The organism is Pantoea sp. sgz302252, assembly GCF_047713085.1.
In the GTDB taxonomy this organism is placed as follows: Bacteria; Pseudomonadota; Gammaproteobacteria; order Enterobacterales; family Enterobacteriaceae; genus Scandinavium.
In genome coordinates this window covers 38758-52769 of sequence record NZ_JBLFJW010000019.1, presented here as the reverse complement: position 1 = coordinate 52769, position 14012 = coordinate 38758, and the positions used below count along the sequence as shown (strand labels likewise).

At 52.1% G+C, this 14012-nt stretch carries 19 protein-coding genes; 12 read left to right on the top strand and 7 right to left on the bottom strand.

Annotated elements, in window-relative coordinates:
• Window positions 1-278: 278 nt before the first annotated feature.
• The 7 genes from ACLW56_RS15240 to hisP all read left to right on the top strand — a co-directional run bounded on the left by ACLW56_RS15240 (window position 279) and on the right by hisP (window position 6419).
• Window positions 279-1292: a LacI family DNA-binding transcriptional regulator gene (locus ACLW56_RS15240; protein ID WP_330984599.1), complete on the top strand. Its 1014-nt coding sequence runs from the start codon at window positions 279-281 to the stop codon at window positions 1290-1292.
• Window positions 1293-1333: 41 nt separating this feature from the next.
• Window positions 1334-1903, top strand: a complete 570-nt coding sequence (locus tag ACLW56_RS15235) for a UbiX family flavin prenyltransferase (RefSeq protein WP_330984598.1) — start codon at window positions 1334-1336, stop codon at window positions 1901-1903.
• A 294-nt stretch (window positions 1904-2197) separates the two neighbouring features.
• The gene (gene argT, locus ACLW56_RS15230; protein ID WP_330984597.1) at window positions 2198-2980 is read left to right on the top strand and encodes a lysine/arginine/ornithine ABC transporter substrate-binding protein ArgT; all 783 of its coding nucleotides are present in this window, start codon (window positions 2198-2200) and stop codon (window positions 2978-2980) included.
• Window positions 2981-3231: 251 nt separating this feature from the next.
• On the top strand, window positions 3232-4014 hold the full coding sequence (gene hisJ / locus ACLW56_RS15225) for a histidine ABC transporter substrate-binding protein HisJ (protein ID WP_330984596.1): 783 nt from the start codon (window positions 3232-3234) through the stop codon (window positions 4012-4014).
• Between the two features lie 224 nt (window positions 4015-4238).
• Entirely contained in the window at window positions 4239-4925 is a 687-nt protein-coding gene (locus ACLW56_RS15220) for a histidine ABC transporter permease HisQ (RefSeq protein ID WP_330984595.1), read from the top strand.
• Entirely contained in the window at window positions 4922-5638 is a 717-nt protein-coding gene (locus ACLW56_RS15215; RefSeq protein ID WP_330984594.1) for an ABC transporter permease, read from the top strand. Before ACLW56_RS15220 ends, ACLW56_RS15215 begins: the two co-directional genes overlap by 4 nt.
• A 7-nt stretch (window positions 5639-5645) precedes the next feature.
• A complete protein-coding gene (gene hisP, locus ACLW56_RS15210) occupies window positions 5646-6419 on the top strand; it encodes a histidine ABC transporter ATP-binding protein HisP (protein ID WP_330984593.1) in 774 nt (257 codons plus the stop codon).
• A gap of 28 nt (window positions 6420-6447) precedes the next feature.
• Here the strand turns inward: hisP and ACLW56_RS15205 are convergent, their stop codons facing one another.
• From ACLW56_RS15205 to yfcG, 6 genes are all read right to left on the bottom strand, one after another.
• Window positions 6448-6942, bottom strand: a complete 495-nt coding sequence (locus ACLW56_RS15205; RefSeq protein ID WP_330984592.1) for a GNAT family N-acetyltransferase — start codon at window positions 6940-6942, stop codon at window positions 6448-6450.
• Window positions 6943-6956: 14 nt separating this feature from the next.
• Complete coding sequence (locus tag ACLW56_RS15200; RefSeq protein ID WP_330984591.1) at window positions 6957-7517, bottom strand: DNA-binding protein; 561 nt, start codon at window positions 7515-7517, stop codon at window positions 6957-6959.
• Between the two features lie 20 nt (window positions 7518-7537).
• Complete coding sequence (locus ACLW56_RS15195) at window positions 7538-7789, bottom strand: hypothetical protein (protein WP_330984590.1); 252 nt, start codon at window positions 7787-7789, stop codon at window positions 7538-7540.
• 217 nt (window positions 7790-8006) lie between these two features.
• Window positions 8007-8903: a TIGR01777 family oxidoreductase gene (locus tag ACLW56_RS15190; RefSeq protein ID WP_330984589.1), complete on the bottom strand. Its 897-nt coding sequence runs from the start codon at window positions 8901-8903 to the stop codon at window positions 8007-8009.
• A gap of 18 nt (window positions 8904-8921) precedes the next feature.
• A complete protein-coding gene (gene folX / locus ACLW56_RS15185) occupies window positions 8922-9284 on the bottom strand; it encodes a dihydroneopterin triphosphate 2'-epimerase (protein ID WP_330984588.1) in 363 nt (120 codons plus the stop codon).
• A 50-nt stretch (window positions 9285-9334) separates the two neighbouring features.
• Window positions 9335-9964, bottom strand: coding sequence for a GSH-dependent disulfide bond oxidoreductase (gene yfcG, locus ACLW56_RS15180; RefSeq protein WP_330984587.1), 630 nt, complete (start codon window positions 9962-9964; stop codon window positions 9335-9337).
• A gap of 138 nt (window positions 9965-10102) precedes the next feature.
• On the opposite strand from yfcG, the gene yfcF reads away from it, so the two are divergent.
• The 3 genes from yfcF to yfcD are packed head-to-tail and all read left to right on the top strand — an operon-like array spanning window position 10103 to window position 11949.
• A complete protein-coding gene (yfcF, locus tag ACLW56_RS15175; protein WP_330984586.1) occupies window positions 10103-10747 on the top strand; it encodes a glutathione transferase in 645 nt (214 codons plus the stop codon).
• 52 nt (window positions 10748-10799) lie between these two features.
• Window positions 10800-11351, top strand: a complete 552-nt coding sequence (gene yfcE / locus ACLW56_RS15170) for a phosphodiesterase (RefSeq protein WP_330984585.1) — start codon at window positions 10800-10802, stop codon at window positions 11349-11351.
• A 55-nt stretch (window positions 11352-11406) separates the two neighbouring features.
• Complete coding sequence (gene yfcD, locus ACLW56_RS15165; protein ID WP_330984584.1) at window positions 11407-11949, top strand: NUDIX hydrolase YfcD; 543 nt, start codon at window positions 11407-11409, stop codon at window positions 11947-11949.
• Between the two features lie 3 nt (window positions 11950-11952).
• On the opposite strand, the gene ACLW56_RS15160 is transcribed toward yfcD, so the two are convergent.
• Window positions 11953-12972 carry a LacI family DNA-binding transcriptional regulator gene (locus tag ACLW56_RS15160; protein WP_330984583.1) on the bottom strand — a complete coding sequence of 340 codons (1020 nt, stop codon included), beginning with the start codon at window positions 12970-12972 and terminating at the stop codon, window positions 11953-11955.
• A gap of 218 nt (window positions 12973-13190) precedes the next feature.
• Here ACLW56_RS15160 and ACLW56_RS15155 point away from each other — a divergent pair, with 218 nt between their 5' ends.
• Together ACLW56_RS15155 and ACLW56_RS15150 are read left to right on the top strand one after the other, a co-directional pair.
• Window positions 13191-13634 carry a PTS sugar transporter subunit IIA gene (locus ACLW56_RS15155; RefSeq protein ID WP_330984582.1) on the top strand — a complete coding sequence of 148 codons (444 nt, stop codon included), beginning with the start codon at window positions 13191-13193 and terminating at the stop codon, window positions 13632-13634.
• Between the two features lie 82 nt (window positions 13635-13716).
• Window positions 13717-13989: a PTS sugar transporter subunit IIB gene (locus ACLW56_RS15150; protein WP_330984581.1), complete on the top strand. Its 273-nt coding sequence runs from the start codon at window positions 13717-13719 to the stop codon at window positions 13987-13989.
• The last annotated feature ends 23 nt before the right edge of the window (window positions 13990-14012 follow it).

The window sequence follows — 14012 nt, the reverse complement described above, 5'->3', positions numbered from 1 at the left end:
TTTTCAGTCGTCGTTAGCAGGAAGTCATTACGGCTTATCTCTGACTATTTTTAGTAAAAATAATTGATCATGAGAGTAGTTCTGGACGCTTTGTCTGGTACAGGGTGATGTGCTTTTGGTGTGAATTTGATCTTAATTTTTACTATAAATAATTTTTAATTGGTGATGTGAATCACATCACGACTGTTTAAAGGCGAGAAACTGGGCTAACAGAGATTTATGTTTAGTAAAAAAATCCCATATACTTGAGGGGGAAGGGGGTTCAGGAAACAGGGTGTATGGCGAAGAAAATCAGAATTAAAGATATCGCAGCGGCGAGCGGGGTGTCGATTGGGGCAGTCTCCCGGGCGCTCAAAGGCCAGCCGGGGTTGAGTGATGAGACTCGTCAGAAGATCTTGTCTATTGCACAAGCGGAAGGCTATGACTTTACCCGTTTGCGCAGCGGACGGATTAAGCGTTTACTTTTCCTGATGCACCGGGAACACAACATCGCCAGTGCCTTTCCTTTTTACTCAACGGTCATGCTGGGTGTGGCAGATGCTTGCCGGGAAAATGATGTCGCTATGAGCTTCCAGCCGATAGGTCCTTGCGATTCGATACCCGAGCTGGTGGCACTCCATCAGCCGGACGCGCTGATTTGTGCGGGCTATCTTGAAGCTGAAATTCTGGGGGAATTACGCAAAACAGCCTTGCCTGTGGCGCTAGCCGATTTATGGGCAGCGGATTTTCCCTGCGTTAATCCTGATAATTATCACGGCGGCTTTGTTGCGACGCGACACCTGATTGAACTCGGTCGCAAGCGTATTGTTTTTCTCGGGCATTCACAGCGCCATTACAGTATTCGGCAGCGCGTCGAGGGTTATCAGCAGGCCCTGTTTGATGCCGGAATGACCTTATCTGATGACTATCTGGTTGAGGCTCCACCGGTGAAGGATATTGAGCAGGTCCTCATTGCCGGAATGGAAAAGCTGTTGGCGCTGCCTGAGCCGCCAGACGCTATTTTTGCTTATAACGATATGGCTGCGCTGGTCGCTATGCGTGTCTGTGCACAACAGGGGCTACGTGTTCCAGAAGACATCGCCATCATTGGGTTTGATGACATCGATGCGGCAAGCTGGGCTCACCCGCCATTAACCACTGTTTCGATAGATAAACGTGAGCTGGGCCGGGATGCCTTTCAGCTACTGCATAGCGAAGGAAACGACCGAAATCTGCTCCTGCCGGTGAAACTGGTGATTCGCGAAAGCACATCCGGGGATTTGTCACCCGTCAGGTTGCGTCTTGCACCATAATCCGGCAAAGTTTGCTTCCTCACGTGAAAAGGGCTGAAAGAGTGAAACGACTCATTGTTGGAATTTCCGGTGCCAGCGGCGCAATTTATGGCGTGCGTTTGTTGCAGGTATTGCGTGATGTCGTCGGCGTTGAAACGCATCTGATCATGAGCCAGGCCGCTCGTCAGACGCTGGCTCTGGAAACGCCTCTTTCTTTACGTGAAGTACAGGCGCTGGCGGATGTGGTGCATGATGCCCGTGATATCGCGGCGACAATCTCGTCCGGTTCGTTTAAGACGGCGGGAATGGTGATTCTGCCTTGCTCGATAAAAACCCTTTCCGGCATTGTGAACAGCTACACCGACGGATTACTGACGCGAGCAGCGGATGTGGTGTTGAAAGAGCGCCGCCCGTTGGTGCTTTGCGTACGCGAGACACCGCTGCATCTGGGCCATTTACGCCTGATGACTCAGGCCGCTGAGATTGGTGCAGTCATTATGCCGCCGGTTCCTGCGTTTTATCACCGCCCGCAAACGTTAGATGATGTCATTAATCAGACGGTTAACCGGGTTCTCGACCAGTTTGATATTGAACTTCCCGAAGATCTTTTCACCCGCTGGCAGGGCGCTTAAATCCCGCACTAAAATAGTGCATCTTCCTGGTGCATGCCCGGGCAGTGGGCGATTTTGTAATCGCGATCAAATCCTCAACATTTAATCCCCTTTTTCACCGTTTAGCGCTGCGGTTTATCCGTCGTTGCTGTTATCTTTCATTCTTAAGACAACTCCGCAACTATTCATTAACACATTTAGCGCTGATTTTTTGAGCAGCCTGTTAAGTGGCATAAAACGTGCAGGGCTGGTCTGCAACACACAATATCGACTACACATAACACGCAACTGCATCACGACACTTAAGGGTAATGTATGAAGAAGACGGTTCTGGCTCTCTCTTTAATGCTTGGGATGGGCAGTGTATCCAGCGTATTCGCCGCGCTGCCGCAGACGGTTCGCATCGGGACAGATGCCACTTACGCACCCTTCTCCTCTAAGGATGCGAAGGGCGATTTCGTTGGCTTCGATATCGATTTGGGCAACGAAATGTGCAAACGCATGCAGGTGAAATGCACCTGGGTGGGCAGTGATTTCGACTCCCTTATCCCTTCTCTGAAGGCCAAGAAAATCGACGCCATCATCTCTTCCCTGTCGATCACTGAAAAACGCCAGCAGGAAATCGGCTTCTCCGAAAAACTCTACGCTGCAGATTCACGCCTGATTGCCGCCAAAGGTTCACCGATTGTGCCAACCATCGACTCACTGAAAGGTAAGCACGTTGGCGTGCTGCAAGGGTCCATTCAGGAAACTTACGGCAACGACAAATGGCGTAGCCAGGGTGTCGACGTGGTGGCCTACCAGAACCAGGATTTGATTTATTCTGACCTCGCGGCCGGGCGTCTGGATGCTGCATTCCAGGACGAAGTGGCAGCCAGTGAAGGTTTCCTGAAGCAGCCAGCGGGTAAAGATTACGCTTTCGCCGGCCCTTCCGTTAAAGACAAAAAATACTTCGGTGACGGTACCGGTGTCGGTCTGCGTAAAGACGATACTGAGCTGAAGGCCGCGTTCGACAAAGCATTCGACTCGCTGCGCAAAGATGGCACCTACGACAAGATGGCGAAGAAGTACTTCGACTTTAACGTCTACGGTGACTAAGGCTGTCGGCCCGGGAAACCGGGCCTTTCGGGCTGAGTGGTTATCTATACATGTGTGACATAATGTGGGGATGCTTTTTTGTGGTGCAAAACCCGCACCAAAACGGTGCGCAACTGCATAGTTAAGCATTCTTAATGCAAAAAAGTGCGTACCGAACCGCATAACCTTTTGCCTTACCCGCATAAAAGGTGGCACGATAACCCCTCGATACTTCTGATTACCCGTTAAATGACAGTCTGTTGAGGATAGTGATGAAAAAACTGGCGTTGTCTCTTTCTCTTATGCTGGCACTTTCCAGCGTTTCTACCGTATTCGCAGCCATTCCGCAGAAAATTCGCATCGGTACCGATCCGACTTATGCCCCCTTTGAATCGAAAAATGCGCAGGGGGAATTGATTGGTTTTGATATCGATCTGGCAAAAGAGCTGTGTAAGCGGATTAAAACGCAATGTACCTTCATTGAGAACCCGCTGGATGCGCTGATCCCATCGCTGCAAGCGAAGAAAATCGACGCCATTATGTCCTCCCTGTCAATCACGGAAAAACGCCAGCAGCAAATTGCCTTCACCGACAAACTGTATGCCGCCGACTCCCGTCTGGTCGTGAAAAAGGGCAGCCCGGTAACACCGGACCTGGCCACGCTGAAGGGCAAACGTGTCGGCGTGCTGCAAGGCACCACTCAGGAAACCTACGGTAACGAGCACTGGGCGCCAAAAGGTATCGAAATTGTCTCCTATCAAGGGCAGGACAATATCTATGCTGACCTGACGGCCGGGCGCATCGACGCCGCTTTCCAGGATGAAGTGGCGGCAAGCGAAGGCTTCCTGAAGCAGCCTATCGGCAAAGATTATCAGTTTGGCGGCCCGTCTATTAAGGATGAAAAATTGTTCGGCGTAGGCACCGGTATGGGTCTGCGTAAAGAGGATAACGAACTGCGTGTTGCGCTGAATAAAGCCTTTGCTGAGATGCGTGCAGATGGCACCTACGACAAGCTGGCGAAGAAGTATTTCGACTTTAACGTATACGGCGAGTGATCGCCGTGAGACCAGTGACAGGTCTCATTACGACGTTGGGTTGTCCTATTTCACCAAACAGAGAATAAGGAAAATCAATTTATTGATTTTCGGCTGTTAACCCAAAGAAGGAAAAACCACGCTTTTTCCTTCTTTGCCAACAATTAGACGGCGAGTCATTGCCGTTTTACCGTCCGGCCCGTCGTTCCCGGGCCTGGCGGTAGTGGACAGACAGGACAGGCTCAATGCTGTACGGGTTTTCTCAAGTCATATTACAGGGCGCACTGGTCACCCTTGAGCTGGCAATCAGCTCCGTGGTGCTGGCCGTGCTCATTGGCCTGGCGGGTGCGGCGGGCAAACTCTCCGGAAATCGTGTGCTGGCGTTGCTTTTTGAAGCTTACACCACGCTGATTCGCGGAGTGCCGGACCTCGTATTGATGCTGCTGATTTTCTACGGTCTGCAGATTGCGCTGAACAGCATCACCGATGCACTGGGCATGGCGCAGTTTGATATCGACCCGATGATTGCCGGTATCATCACCCTTGGTTTTATCTACGGAGCCTACTTCACTGAGACTTTCCGCGGGGCCTTTCTTGCCGTGCCAAAAGGACACATTGAAGCGGCGACGGCCTTCGGTTTCACCTCTCGTCAGACCTTCGTTCGTATTCTGTTTCCGGCGATGATGCGCTTCGCTTTACCGGGCATTGGCAATAACTGGCAGGTTATCCTCAAAGCCACCGCGCTGGTGTCGTTGCTCGGCCTGGAAGATGTGGTGAAAGCAACCCAGCTCGCCGGGAAAAGCACCTGGGAGCCGTTCTACTTCGCTATTGTCTGCGGCATTATCTATCTGGTGTTCACAACGGTCTCGAACGGTGTGCTGCTTTTGCTGGAGCGTCGTTACTCCGTGGGTGTGAAGAGGGCTGACCTGTGATCGAGATTATTCAGGAGTATTGGAAGTCCCTGCTGTGGACCGACGGTTATCGCTTCACGGGCGTTGCCATTACGCTCTGGCTGCTGATTTCGTCCGTGGTGATGGGCGGCATTCTGGCGGTGTTTTTGGCGATTGGCCGTGTCTCAAGCAACAAATTTATCCAGTTCCCTATCTGGCTCTTTACCTACATTTTCCGCGGCACGCCGTTGTATGTGCAGTTACTGGTGTTCTACTCGGGAATGTACACGCTGGAGATTGTGAAAGGGACTGAGTTGCTGAATGCCTTTTTCCGCAGCGGCCTGAACTGTACCGTGCTGGCGCTGACGCTCAACACTTGTGCGTATACCACAGAGATTTTCGCAGGGGCTATTCGTTCTGTGCCTGCGGGTGAAGTCGAAGCGGCGCGTGCGTACGGTTTTTCGGGTGTGAAGCTTTATCGCTGCATCATTCTGCCTTCAGCCCTGCGTATCGCGCTTCCTGCCTACAGCAACGAAGTTATCCTGATGCTGCATTCGACCGCGCTGGCGTTTACTGCGACGGTACCGGATCTGCTGAAAATCGCGCGTGATATTAACTCTGCAACCTACCAGCCGTTTACGGCATTCGGGATTGCGGCGGTCCTGTATCTGATTATCTCTTATGTGCTGATTAGCCTGTTCCGCAAAGCGGAAAAACGCTGGCTGCAACATGTGAACCCGTCTTCGACACACTGAGAACATCATGGCTGACAATAAATTAAACGTAATCGACCTGCACAAGCGCTACGGCGAACATGAAGTGCTGAAAGGGGTGTCACTGAAGGCCAATGCTGGTGATGTTATCAGTATTATCGGCTCGTCCGGCTCCGGGAAAAGTACCTTTCTGCGCTGCATTAACTTCCTCGAAAAACCGAGCGAAGGGAATATCGTGGTGAGCGGTCAGAACATTGGCCTGATTCGCGACAAAGACGGGCAACTCAAGGTGGCAGATAAAAATCAGCTGCGTTTGCTGCGGACTCGTTTGACGATGGTGTTTCAGCATTTCAACCTGTGGAGCCACATGACGGTGTTAGAAAACGTCATGGAAGCGCCGATTCAGGTGTTAGGGCTTAGCAAGCAGGAAGCTCGTGAGCGTGCGGTAAAATACCTGACAAAAGTCGGTATTGACGAGCGTCAGCAGATTAAGTATCCGGTGCATCTTTCCGGTGGTCAGCAGCAGCGTGTGTCGATAGCCCGTGCGCTGGCGATGGAGCCTGAAGTCCTGCTGTTTGATGAGCCAACGTCTGCACTTGATCCTGAGCTGGTCGGTGAAGTGCTGCGCATCATGCAGAAGCTGGCGGAAGAGGGGAAAACCATGGTGGTGGTCACACACGAAATGGGCTTTGCCCGTAACGTTTCTTCCCATGTCATCTTCCTGCATCAGGGGCTCATTGAGGAAGAAGGACACCCGGATGAGGTGTTTGGCAACCCGAAAAGCCCGCGCTTGCAACAGTTCCTGAAAGGTTCGCTCAAGTAAGTCTTTGCCCCTCGCGCTCTGCGAGGGGTTATTTCTCCCGCCGATAGACCCAGTCGTCGTACCATTCGCCATTAAGCTGAAAGGCTTTCTCCAGGATTTGCGTTCGGATAAAACCTGTTTTCTCCAGCAACGCCACAGAACCCGCATTTTCAGCCAGTACCCAGCCGTTGATGGCCTGCAAACCGAGTTGCTCAAAACCGTAGTCACACACGGCTTGCAGTGCCTCTTGTGCATAGCCTTTTCCCTGTGCCTGCGGCAACAGTGCGTAGCCGATATCCGCTTCTTGTGGATAGCGATCGCTGACCATTAGGCCAATATCACCGAGAAAAGCGCACTGTGGGCTACGAATAGCAAATACCGTTGAATGCAAGCGAGACGTAAATTTCCGCCGGATGGCTTCTTCCGTTTGCTGTTCCCCCATAAACCGCATGACCTGTGGGTCCTGTCGGAGAGCCAGAAAGCCCGGCCAGTCGCTTTCTTCCAGTGATGAAAGCGTGAGGCGAGGCGTTGTTAAAACCGGCATGTGGCCTCCTGAAGTCAATGCACTTTACGCGCAGTCTCGTTGTTTTCCATTTGATGCATAAAGTTCAGCACCTCATTTTTTTCGAGAGAAGCACGAAGTTGTAACGCCAGATTGAGGCTATCAAGTACGTGGGCGTTGGCAATCAGCGGCGAATCCGCCGGAATGCGGCCTTCTCTCGCCAGCCAGTCAACGACCGTGCGCCAGTGCCAGAGAGGGGAGTTGCCTTTGACTCGTTGCACCGGGCCCGGGAACTGTCTTGAGCCTCTGGCGCCATCTTTGAGCAGGGCAATGGCCTGACGAGTCAGGCCCGCAAGTTCCGCGATATCGCTTAAGCCAACCAGAGTTGAATCAACCGATTCAACCCGGGCATTAAGACCGGCAAATTCGATATCGCGGATGGCGGACATGACGGCCGTTGTCAGCGTTTCGGCTTCTCTGTCAAATTCGAGATACACGGCCGTGCCATAAAAACAGACCAGAGCATCATCACAACCGGCTGAAAATAAAGCATCTTCCAGACCGGGAGTGTCTGATGTCACCCCTGAAAGCGTCAGTGTAAAATTATAAAGTGCCATGGTTATTTCCTTCTGTTTTCTCACATCAACCACCCTTGTTCTGTGCCATATTCCGGGGTGCAACTGTCTACCTTCCGGATGATTTGGTAAGCATGATTTTGCGGGTTACCGGGCGTTGACCAGACACTCATCATATGTTCCCGATGCCAGGGAACCCCGCACATCAACCGTCCGTAACAATGTGAACTTTTGCCTCCGAAGGTGAAGTGCCAACCTTTGGATTCTGCGTAGCGTATTGCTGCCCGAATATGTTTGTCTGGATGTTCCTTCATCATGTCTTCCTGCTCATTATGAATACGAATGTTGACGCATGTCAACAGTTGTTTTGGGTGAAAAAGCAGCGCGTCTCCGTGCTAAGAGTACCCGTAGTGGCAGGAAATCAAGCGTGGTTGCGGCGAATACAGGGGGGAAAACATTCGTATTGCGAGCGTCCTTCCAGCACAACTGAAAAGTTGCACTGGAGGCAGAGAAGAGATGCGTAGCAGGCTGTCAGTTTTTTAAAACATCCTCCAGGGCTTCTTCGAGATCGAACCAACGGAACACGAAGCCAGCATCCTCCAGGCGTTTGGGCAGTGCGCGCTGGCCCCCCAGCACGAGCACGGAGGATTCCCCCATTAACAGCCGAATGACGGTTGCCGGCACTCTCAGAATAGCCGGACGTTTTAGCGCATGGCCAAGCGCATGTGCGAACTGCTCATTTCGAACCGGGTAGGGTGACACCATGTTGAACGGGCCGCGCAGATCGTTGTCGAGCAGCCAGAGAATGCCGTTGACCATATCATCGATGTGGATCCAGGCCAGATATTGACGCCCGTTACCAATAGGCCCACCGAGTCCTAATTTAAAAGGGGGCACCATTTTAGCCAGAATCCCGCCAGACGGTGCCAATACAACGCCCGTGCGCAGCAGACAAACGCGGGTTGATTCGCTTTGGGCTGAACAGGCAATTTGCTCCCAGCGCGCGCAAAGCTTGTGGGTGAATTCGTTATGAGGCGGTTCTTCTTCCGTCACAACCACTTCACCGAGATCGCCGTAATACCCGGTGGCTGAGCCCGAAATCAGCACGCCGGGCGGCGAAGCTGTTGCAGCGAATAACTCAGCAAGCTGCTGAGTTATCTGCCAACGGCTGTTGCACAGCCGCTGCTTTTGCTCTTCGGTCCAGCGTTTATCCGCGATAGGTTCGCCCGCGAGATTGATTACCGCATCGATGCCGTCCAGGTTTAGCCGGTCGTCGAGCCCTTTCCAAAGTTCTACCCGAGCGTCCAGAAGCTGGCGAGCTTTTTCAGGGCTTCGCGTCAGGACAATGACACGGTGGCCGATTTCAAGCAAACGCGGCACTAAATGACGGCCGATCAACCCGGTCCCGCCGGTAACCAGAATCTTCATGCAACCTCCAGGAGGCGCTTAACGACGCCAGCTCATGGTCATGGAGACTGAATCGGCGTACCGCAGCGCGTGAAGTTTATCGATTTCTACTTCAGCATAGGTGACCCAGGCATGTTCGCATGCGATATTGAGCACATCCTGAGTTAATTTTTCCAGTAAAGAGAAGCGGTTATTCTCGACGTGTTGAAGAATGCTCTTGGTCATGGTGCGGTAGTTCAGCGCATCGTTAATGTCTTCACTGCCGCGCGCCTTGTCTGCCGGATAGTGGATTGCCACGTTAATGACGATATCCTGGCGGTTCGCTATCTCCTCTTCTTTAATACCAATGAAAGTACGCAGGCGCAGGTTTTTGATACGAATAATGGCGTCTGGCTGGGACATTGCAGGCTTCCTCTGAGTTGTTATCCCAGTCATATTACAACAAAATCACGCTATTTCGAGTCGACCTTCTGCATCGCCCGTTCAGTGGCTGGGCGAGTGCGAATCCGCTCAAACCAGTTTTGCACGGCCGGGAAGTTTTGCAGGTCGATGCGCTGGCGTTGATGGGCATTGATCCAGGGCCAGCAGGCAATATCAGCGATGCTGTAATGCTCGCCGCCAAGCCAGGGGAAAGTCTCAAGGCGTTTGTTCAGCACGTTATAAAGGCGCAGCGTTTCGACCTGATAACGCTCAATCGCATATGGCACGGGCTGAGGGGCGAAATGATTAAAGTGATGATTTTGGCCCAGCATCGGCCCAAGCCCGCCAACCTGCCAGAAGAGCCATTGCAGCGTGACATGGCGCTCCCGTAATTCACCGCTCAGCAGTTTTCCTGTTTTTTCTGCCAGATACAGCAGGATTTCGCCGGATTCGAATAAGCTCAGCGGCGCACCGCCATCTGCGGGGACATGATCGACAATCGCGGGAATTTTATTGTTCGGTGACACCGAGAGAAATTCAGGGCGAAACTGGTCGCCTTTGCTGATATCAACACGAATCAGGCGATACGCCAGCTGTGCTTCCTCCAGAAACAACGTGATTTTATGGCCGTTAGGGGTCGGGGCGTAATAAAGGTCAATCATTGTAACTCCTGTTCCTGGGCTATTTTGATGACAATTGCAGTATAGGCGGCTACGACAATTGTGTGAGTTTTCATCAAGTGACAGCCTTTAAAAGACGCGATATGTTGAAGCTTTCCCCCGAACACTCCCGAGGAAACTATGAGTCGTCCTGTGATTACGCTGTGGTCTGATGCCAATTTTTACTCGCCGTATGTGATGTCCGTGTATGTCGCTTTGCAGGAAAAAGGGCTGGCATTTAGCCTGAAAACGGTGGACCTGAATAAAGGGGAACACCTGCAGTCCGGCTGGCAGGGCTATCGTCATACCCGCCGTGTGCCTTTGCTGGAAGTCGATCATTTTCAACTGACGGAATCTTCAGCCATCACTGAATATCTGGATGAGTGCTTTGCGCCACCAGAGTGGGAACGTCTTTACCCGCACGATATTGAAAAGCGTGCCCGAGCCAGACAGATTCAGGCCTGGTTACGCAGCGATTTAATGGCTATCCGCGAAGAGCGTTCTACCGACGTTATCTTTGGTGGCGTGAAGAAGCCCGCGCTCAGTGCGGCAGGGCAAAAAACCGCGACCAAATTGATTGATACCGCCACGGATCTGCTCGCCCACGGGAAGCCCAATTTATTTGGCGAGTGGTGTATCGCTGATACGGATTTAGCGCTGATGCTTAATCGTCTGGTGCTTAACGGGGATGATGTTCCAGAAGCGCTGGTGGACTACGCGACGTTTCAATGGCAGCGAGCTTCTGTCCTGCGGTTTATCTCACTTTCTGCAAAACACACGGGCTGAACGGGCGGAAATAATCCGTTATGATAGTGCGGTTTTTGTGAGGGACTGATTGATGAAACTGATGTTTGCATCGGATATTCATGGCTCTTTACCGGCCACCGAGCGTGTACTGTCCTTGTTCGGGGAGAGCGGGGCGAAGTATCTGATTATCCTCGGCGATGTCTTGAACCACGGGCCGCGTAACGCGCTGCCCGAAGGTTACGCGCCTGCTGAAGTGGCGGCACAGCTCAACACTGTCGCCGACAAAATCATTGCTGTTCGCGGTAACTGCGACAGCGAAGTAGACCAGATGTTGCTGCACTTCCCGCTAACAGCGCCCTGGCAACAGGTGATAACCGAACAACAGCGGCTATTTTTAACTCATGGTCATCTGTTGGGGCCGGATAATCTGCCACCGCTGAGTGCTGGCGATGTGTTGGTTTATGGTCATACTCATATTCCGGTTGCAGCGCTTAAAGGGGAACTCTTCCACTTTAATCCAGGCTCCGTCAGCCTCCCCAAAGGGGGCAATACGGCAAGCTTTGGCATGATGGACGGCAATAAATGGCAGGTTTTAGCACTCAATGATCAACGGGTTATTGCAGAGGTGGCAATTAATCCGTAATTTACCCGACAACTGCAAACGCGCCGCGAGAGCGCTTTAGAGAGAAGGTTTTCTGATGGTAGAGCAGAATTTTGCAAGCACTGAATGGGTGGACATTGTCAATGAAGACAATGAGGTGATTGCGCAGGCAAGCCGTGGACAAATGCGGGCGCAGTGCTTACGTCATCGCGCAACCTACATTGTGGTTCACGATGGCATGGGCAAAATTTTGGTGCAGCGCCGTACAGAAACCAAAGATTTTATGCCCGGCATGCTTGATGCCACCGCCGGTGGCGTGGTGCAGGCTGATGAACAACTGCTGGAGTCGGCGCGTCGTGAAGCAGAAGAAGAGTTAGGCATTGCTGGCGTTCCGTTTGCCGACCATGGGCAGTTCTACTTTGAAGACAAAAACTGCCGCGTCTGGGGCAGCCTTTTCAGCTGTGTCTCCCATGGGCCCTTTGCCCTGCAGGAAGAAGAAGTCAGCGAAGTCTGCTGGCTGACGCCAGAAGAGATAACCGCTCGCTGTGATGAGTTCACGCCGGATTCCCTGAAAGCATTGGCATTGTGGATGAGCCGTAATGCCAGCAACGAAACCCACAAAGAAGAAGAGACGGAGTAACGATTAACAGCTCTCTCGCAAACAGAGTTTTGCGGCGATAGGCGTTGTTTCATCCCACTCTTCATCATTCAGACGCGCCAGCAGGGCGCGTCCTGCTTCAATCCCAATTTGACGATGCGGAACGGCAATGGTTGTCAGCGGTGGCTGACAAACGCGGCTGACGTCGCTATCGCCGAAACCGACAATCGCCAGGTCGTCCGGCACTTTAATCCTTCTGCGCTGACACTCATAGAGCGCGCCGCACGCCAGTTCATCCGACACACAGACCAGCGCATCCAGTTCCGGCCATGCCAGCAAAAACTCCGGTAGCTGTGCGGCACCCGTTGTAAACGTGGGGGGCTCAGCGGCATTGATGACCCGGTCGAGCGACATGTGGTGGCGCAGCATCGCTTTATACCAGCCCTGAAGGTGCTGCTGAAAAATCCACTGTTCCTGGTTGGCACACAGTAAGCCAATATTTTGATAGCCGCGCTGGATAAGCGTTTGCGTCAGCTCGAACATCGCCGCAACGTTATCAATACCGATATTCATATCCAGCGGATCGGTGCGTTTCGCGCCAATCTCCATCACCGGAATTGAGCTGTTGCTCAGCCACTGACGAACCGTATCACTGTGTTCCACGCTCAGCAGGATTGCCGCCGCAATGTTTGAGGCAAGCAGCGTTTCGAGCAGCTTTTCTTCCTGCTCAAGATGATGACGGGACTCCGCCAGCATGATTTGGTAACCGGCAGGTTGCAGCACCTGTTGCAAGCCTGCAAACATTTCAGAACAGCCCGCTTCACTCAGGCTTGGAACAACCATGCCGATAGTCCAGGAAGACGCAGAGGCCAGGGCGCTGGCTTGTAAATTGGGCATGTAACCCAGCTCTTGCACCGCCGCTTCGATTTTCTCTCGCAGCTTATCGGACACCGCCTCGGGCGTTCTTAACGCACGAGAAACCGTCATGGTTCCTACGCCCGCCAGTTGCGCCACATCTGCCAGCGTGACTTTACCCGTGCTACGCCGTTTTCGCGTCAGAGACATGCTTCTTCCTGATTGAAATATCGTTTTGAAAGTGAAAGCAGTATACGCCGGAACTCCCTCTTTTTGCTGAGTTATTACAGCATGTTCACATTTTGATAGCGCTATCACAAATTCAGGATGATCCTTTTTGGTAGCGCTATCTTTGCGACTATCGTCACAGTCAGTGGCGAAGACCTTGCATAAAGTTTGTTCACTTTCCAACTCGACAGGAGAACACCATGCTGAGTCAATGGATCCACGATGGTACGATTGCTTTGCGGGACAGCGTTGAGAGCTGGTCGCAGGCACTTGAGCTATGCGCTCAGCCGCTGCTGGATTCACAAACGATCACGCCGGAGTACATTACGGCGATCATCGAACAGCACCAGAAACTCGGGCCTTATTACGTGCTGGCACCAGGATTAGCGATGCCGCATGCCAGGCCGGAAGAAGGGGCGAAAGGGTTAGGGCTTTCTCTGCTCAAACTGCAACAAGGCGTCAGCTTTGGCTCACCAGAGCACGATCCGGTGGATCTGATTATTATGCTGGCGGCGCCCGACAAACACAGTCACATAGAAATGATTTCATCGCTCGCGGAATTATTTTCCAGTGACGACGACATGCTGTTGCTGCACCAGGTGAAAACCCTTGAGGAGATAAAAAAGATTATTAACCGTTTCTGATTTTTTAATTTTTACCCCTGACTTCTGACATTTTACCTTCGGGTAAAGTGCGGGCTGACTCTACATAAAAAAGGTGACAATAATGAAAATTATGGCGATCTGCGGTTCCGGCCTGGGTAGCAGTTTTATGGTCGAGATGAATATTAAAAAAGTGCTTAAAAAGCTGAATATTGAGGCTGAAGTGGAGCATTCAGACCTCTCGTCAGCCACGTCGGATGCGGCTGACGTCTTTGTTATGGCCAAGGACATTGCCGAAAGCGCCAGCGTGCCAGACCATCAACTGGTGGTCATTAATAATATTATCGACATCAACGAACTGGAAAATAAGCTCAGCGCTTATTTTGCCAGCCGTTAATCAAACATCACATTGAGTGAGGG

Excerpts from the sequence above, each read along its gene's own strand:
- ACLW56_RS15240 (WP_330984599.1), top strand. The coding sequence starts at position 279 with ATGGCGAAGAAAATCAGAATTAAAGATATCGCAGCGGCGAGCGGGGTG.
- argT (WP_330984597.1), top strand. The coding sequence starts at position 2,198 with ATGAAGAAGACGGTTCTGGCTCTCTCTTTAATGCTTGGGATGGGCAGT.
- hisJ (WP_330984596.1), top strand. The coding sequence starts at position 3,232 with ATGAAAAAACTGGCGTTGTCTCTTTCTCTTATGCTGGCACTTTCCAGC.
- ACLW56_RS15220 (WP_330984595.1), top strand. The coding sequence starts at position 4,239 with ATGCTGTACGGGTTTTCTCAAGTCATATTACAGGGCGCACTGGTCACC.
- hisP (WP_330984593.1), top strand. The coding sequence starts at position 5,646 with ATGGCTGACAATAAATTAAACGTAATCGACCTGCACAAGCGCTACGGC.
- ACLW56_RS15205 (WP_330984592.1), bottom strand. The coding sequence starts at position 6,942 with ATGCCGGTTTTAACAACGCCTCGCCTCACGCTTTCATCACTGGAAGAA.
- ACLW56_RS15200 (WP_330984591.1), bottom strand. The coding sequence starts at position 7,517 with ATGGCACTTTATAATTTTACACTGACGCTTTCAGGGGTGACATCAGAC.
- ACLW56_RS15195 (WP_330984590.1), bottom strand. The coding sequence starts at position 7,789 with ATGAAGGAACATCCAGACAAACATATTCGGGCAGCAATACGCTACGCA.
- ACLW56_RS15190 (WP_330984589.1), bottom strand. The coding sequence starts at position 8,903 with ATGAAGATTCTGGTTACCGGCGGGACCGGGTTGATCGGCCGTCATTTA.
- folX (WP_330984588.1), bottom strand. The coding sequence starts at position 9,284 with ATGTCCCAGCCAGACGCCATTATTCGTATCAAAAACCTGCGCCTGCGT.
- yfcG (WP_330984587.1), bottom strand. The coding sequence starts at position 9,964 with ATGATTGACCTTTATTACGCCCCGACCCCTAACGGCCATAAAATCACG.
- yfcF (WP_330984586.1), top strand. The coding sequence starts at position 10,103 with ATGAGTCGTCCTGTGATTACGCTGTGGTCTGATGCCAATTTTTACTCG.
- yfcE (WP_330984585.1), top strand. The coding sequence starts at position 10,800 with ATGAAACTGATGTTTGCATCGGATATTCATGGCTCTTTACCGGCCACC.
- yfcD (WP_330984584.1), top strand. The coding sequence starts at position 11,407 with ATGGTAGAGCAGAATTTTGCAAGCACTGAATGGGTGGACATTGTCAAT.
- ACLW56_RS15160 (WP_330984583.1), bottom strand. The coding sequence starts at position 12,972 with ATGTCTCTGACGCGAAAACGGCGTAGCACGGGTAAAGTCACGCTGGCA.
- ACLW56_RS15155 (WP_330984582.1), top strand. The coding sequence starts at position 13,191 with ATGCTGAGTCAATGGATCCACGATGGTACGATTGCTTTGCGGGACAGC.
- ACLW56_RS15150 (WP_330984581.1), top strand. The coding sequence starts at position 13,717 with ATGAAAATTATGGCGATCTGCGGTTCCGGCCTGGGTAGCAGTTTTATG.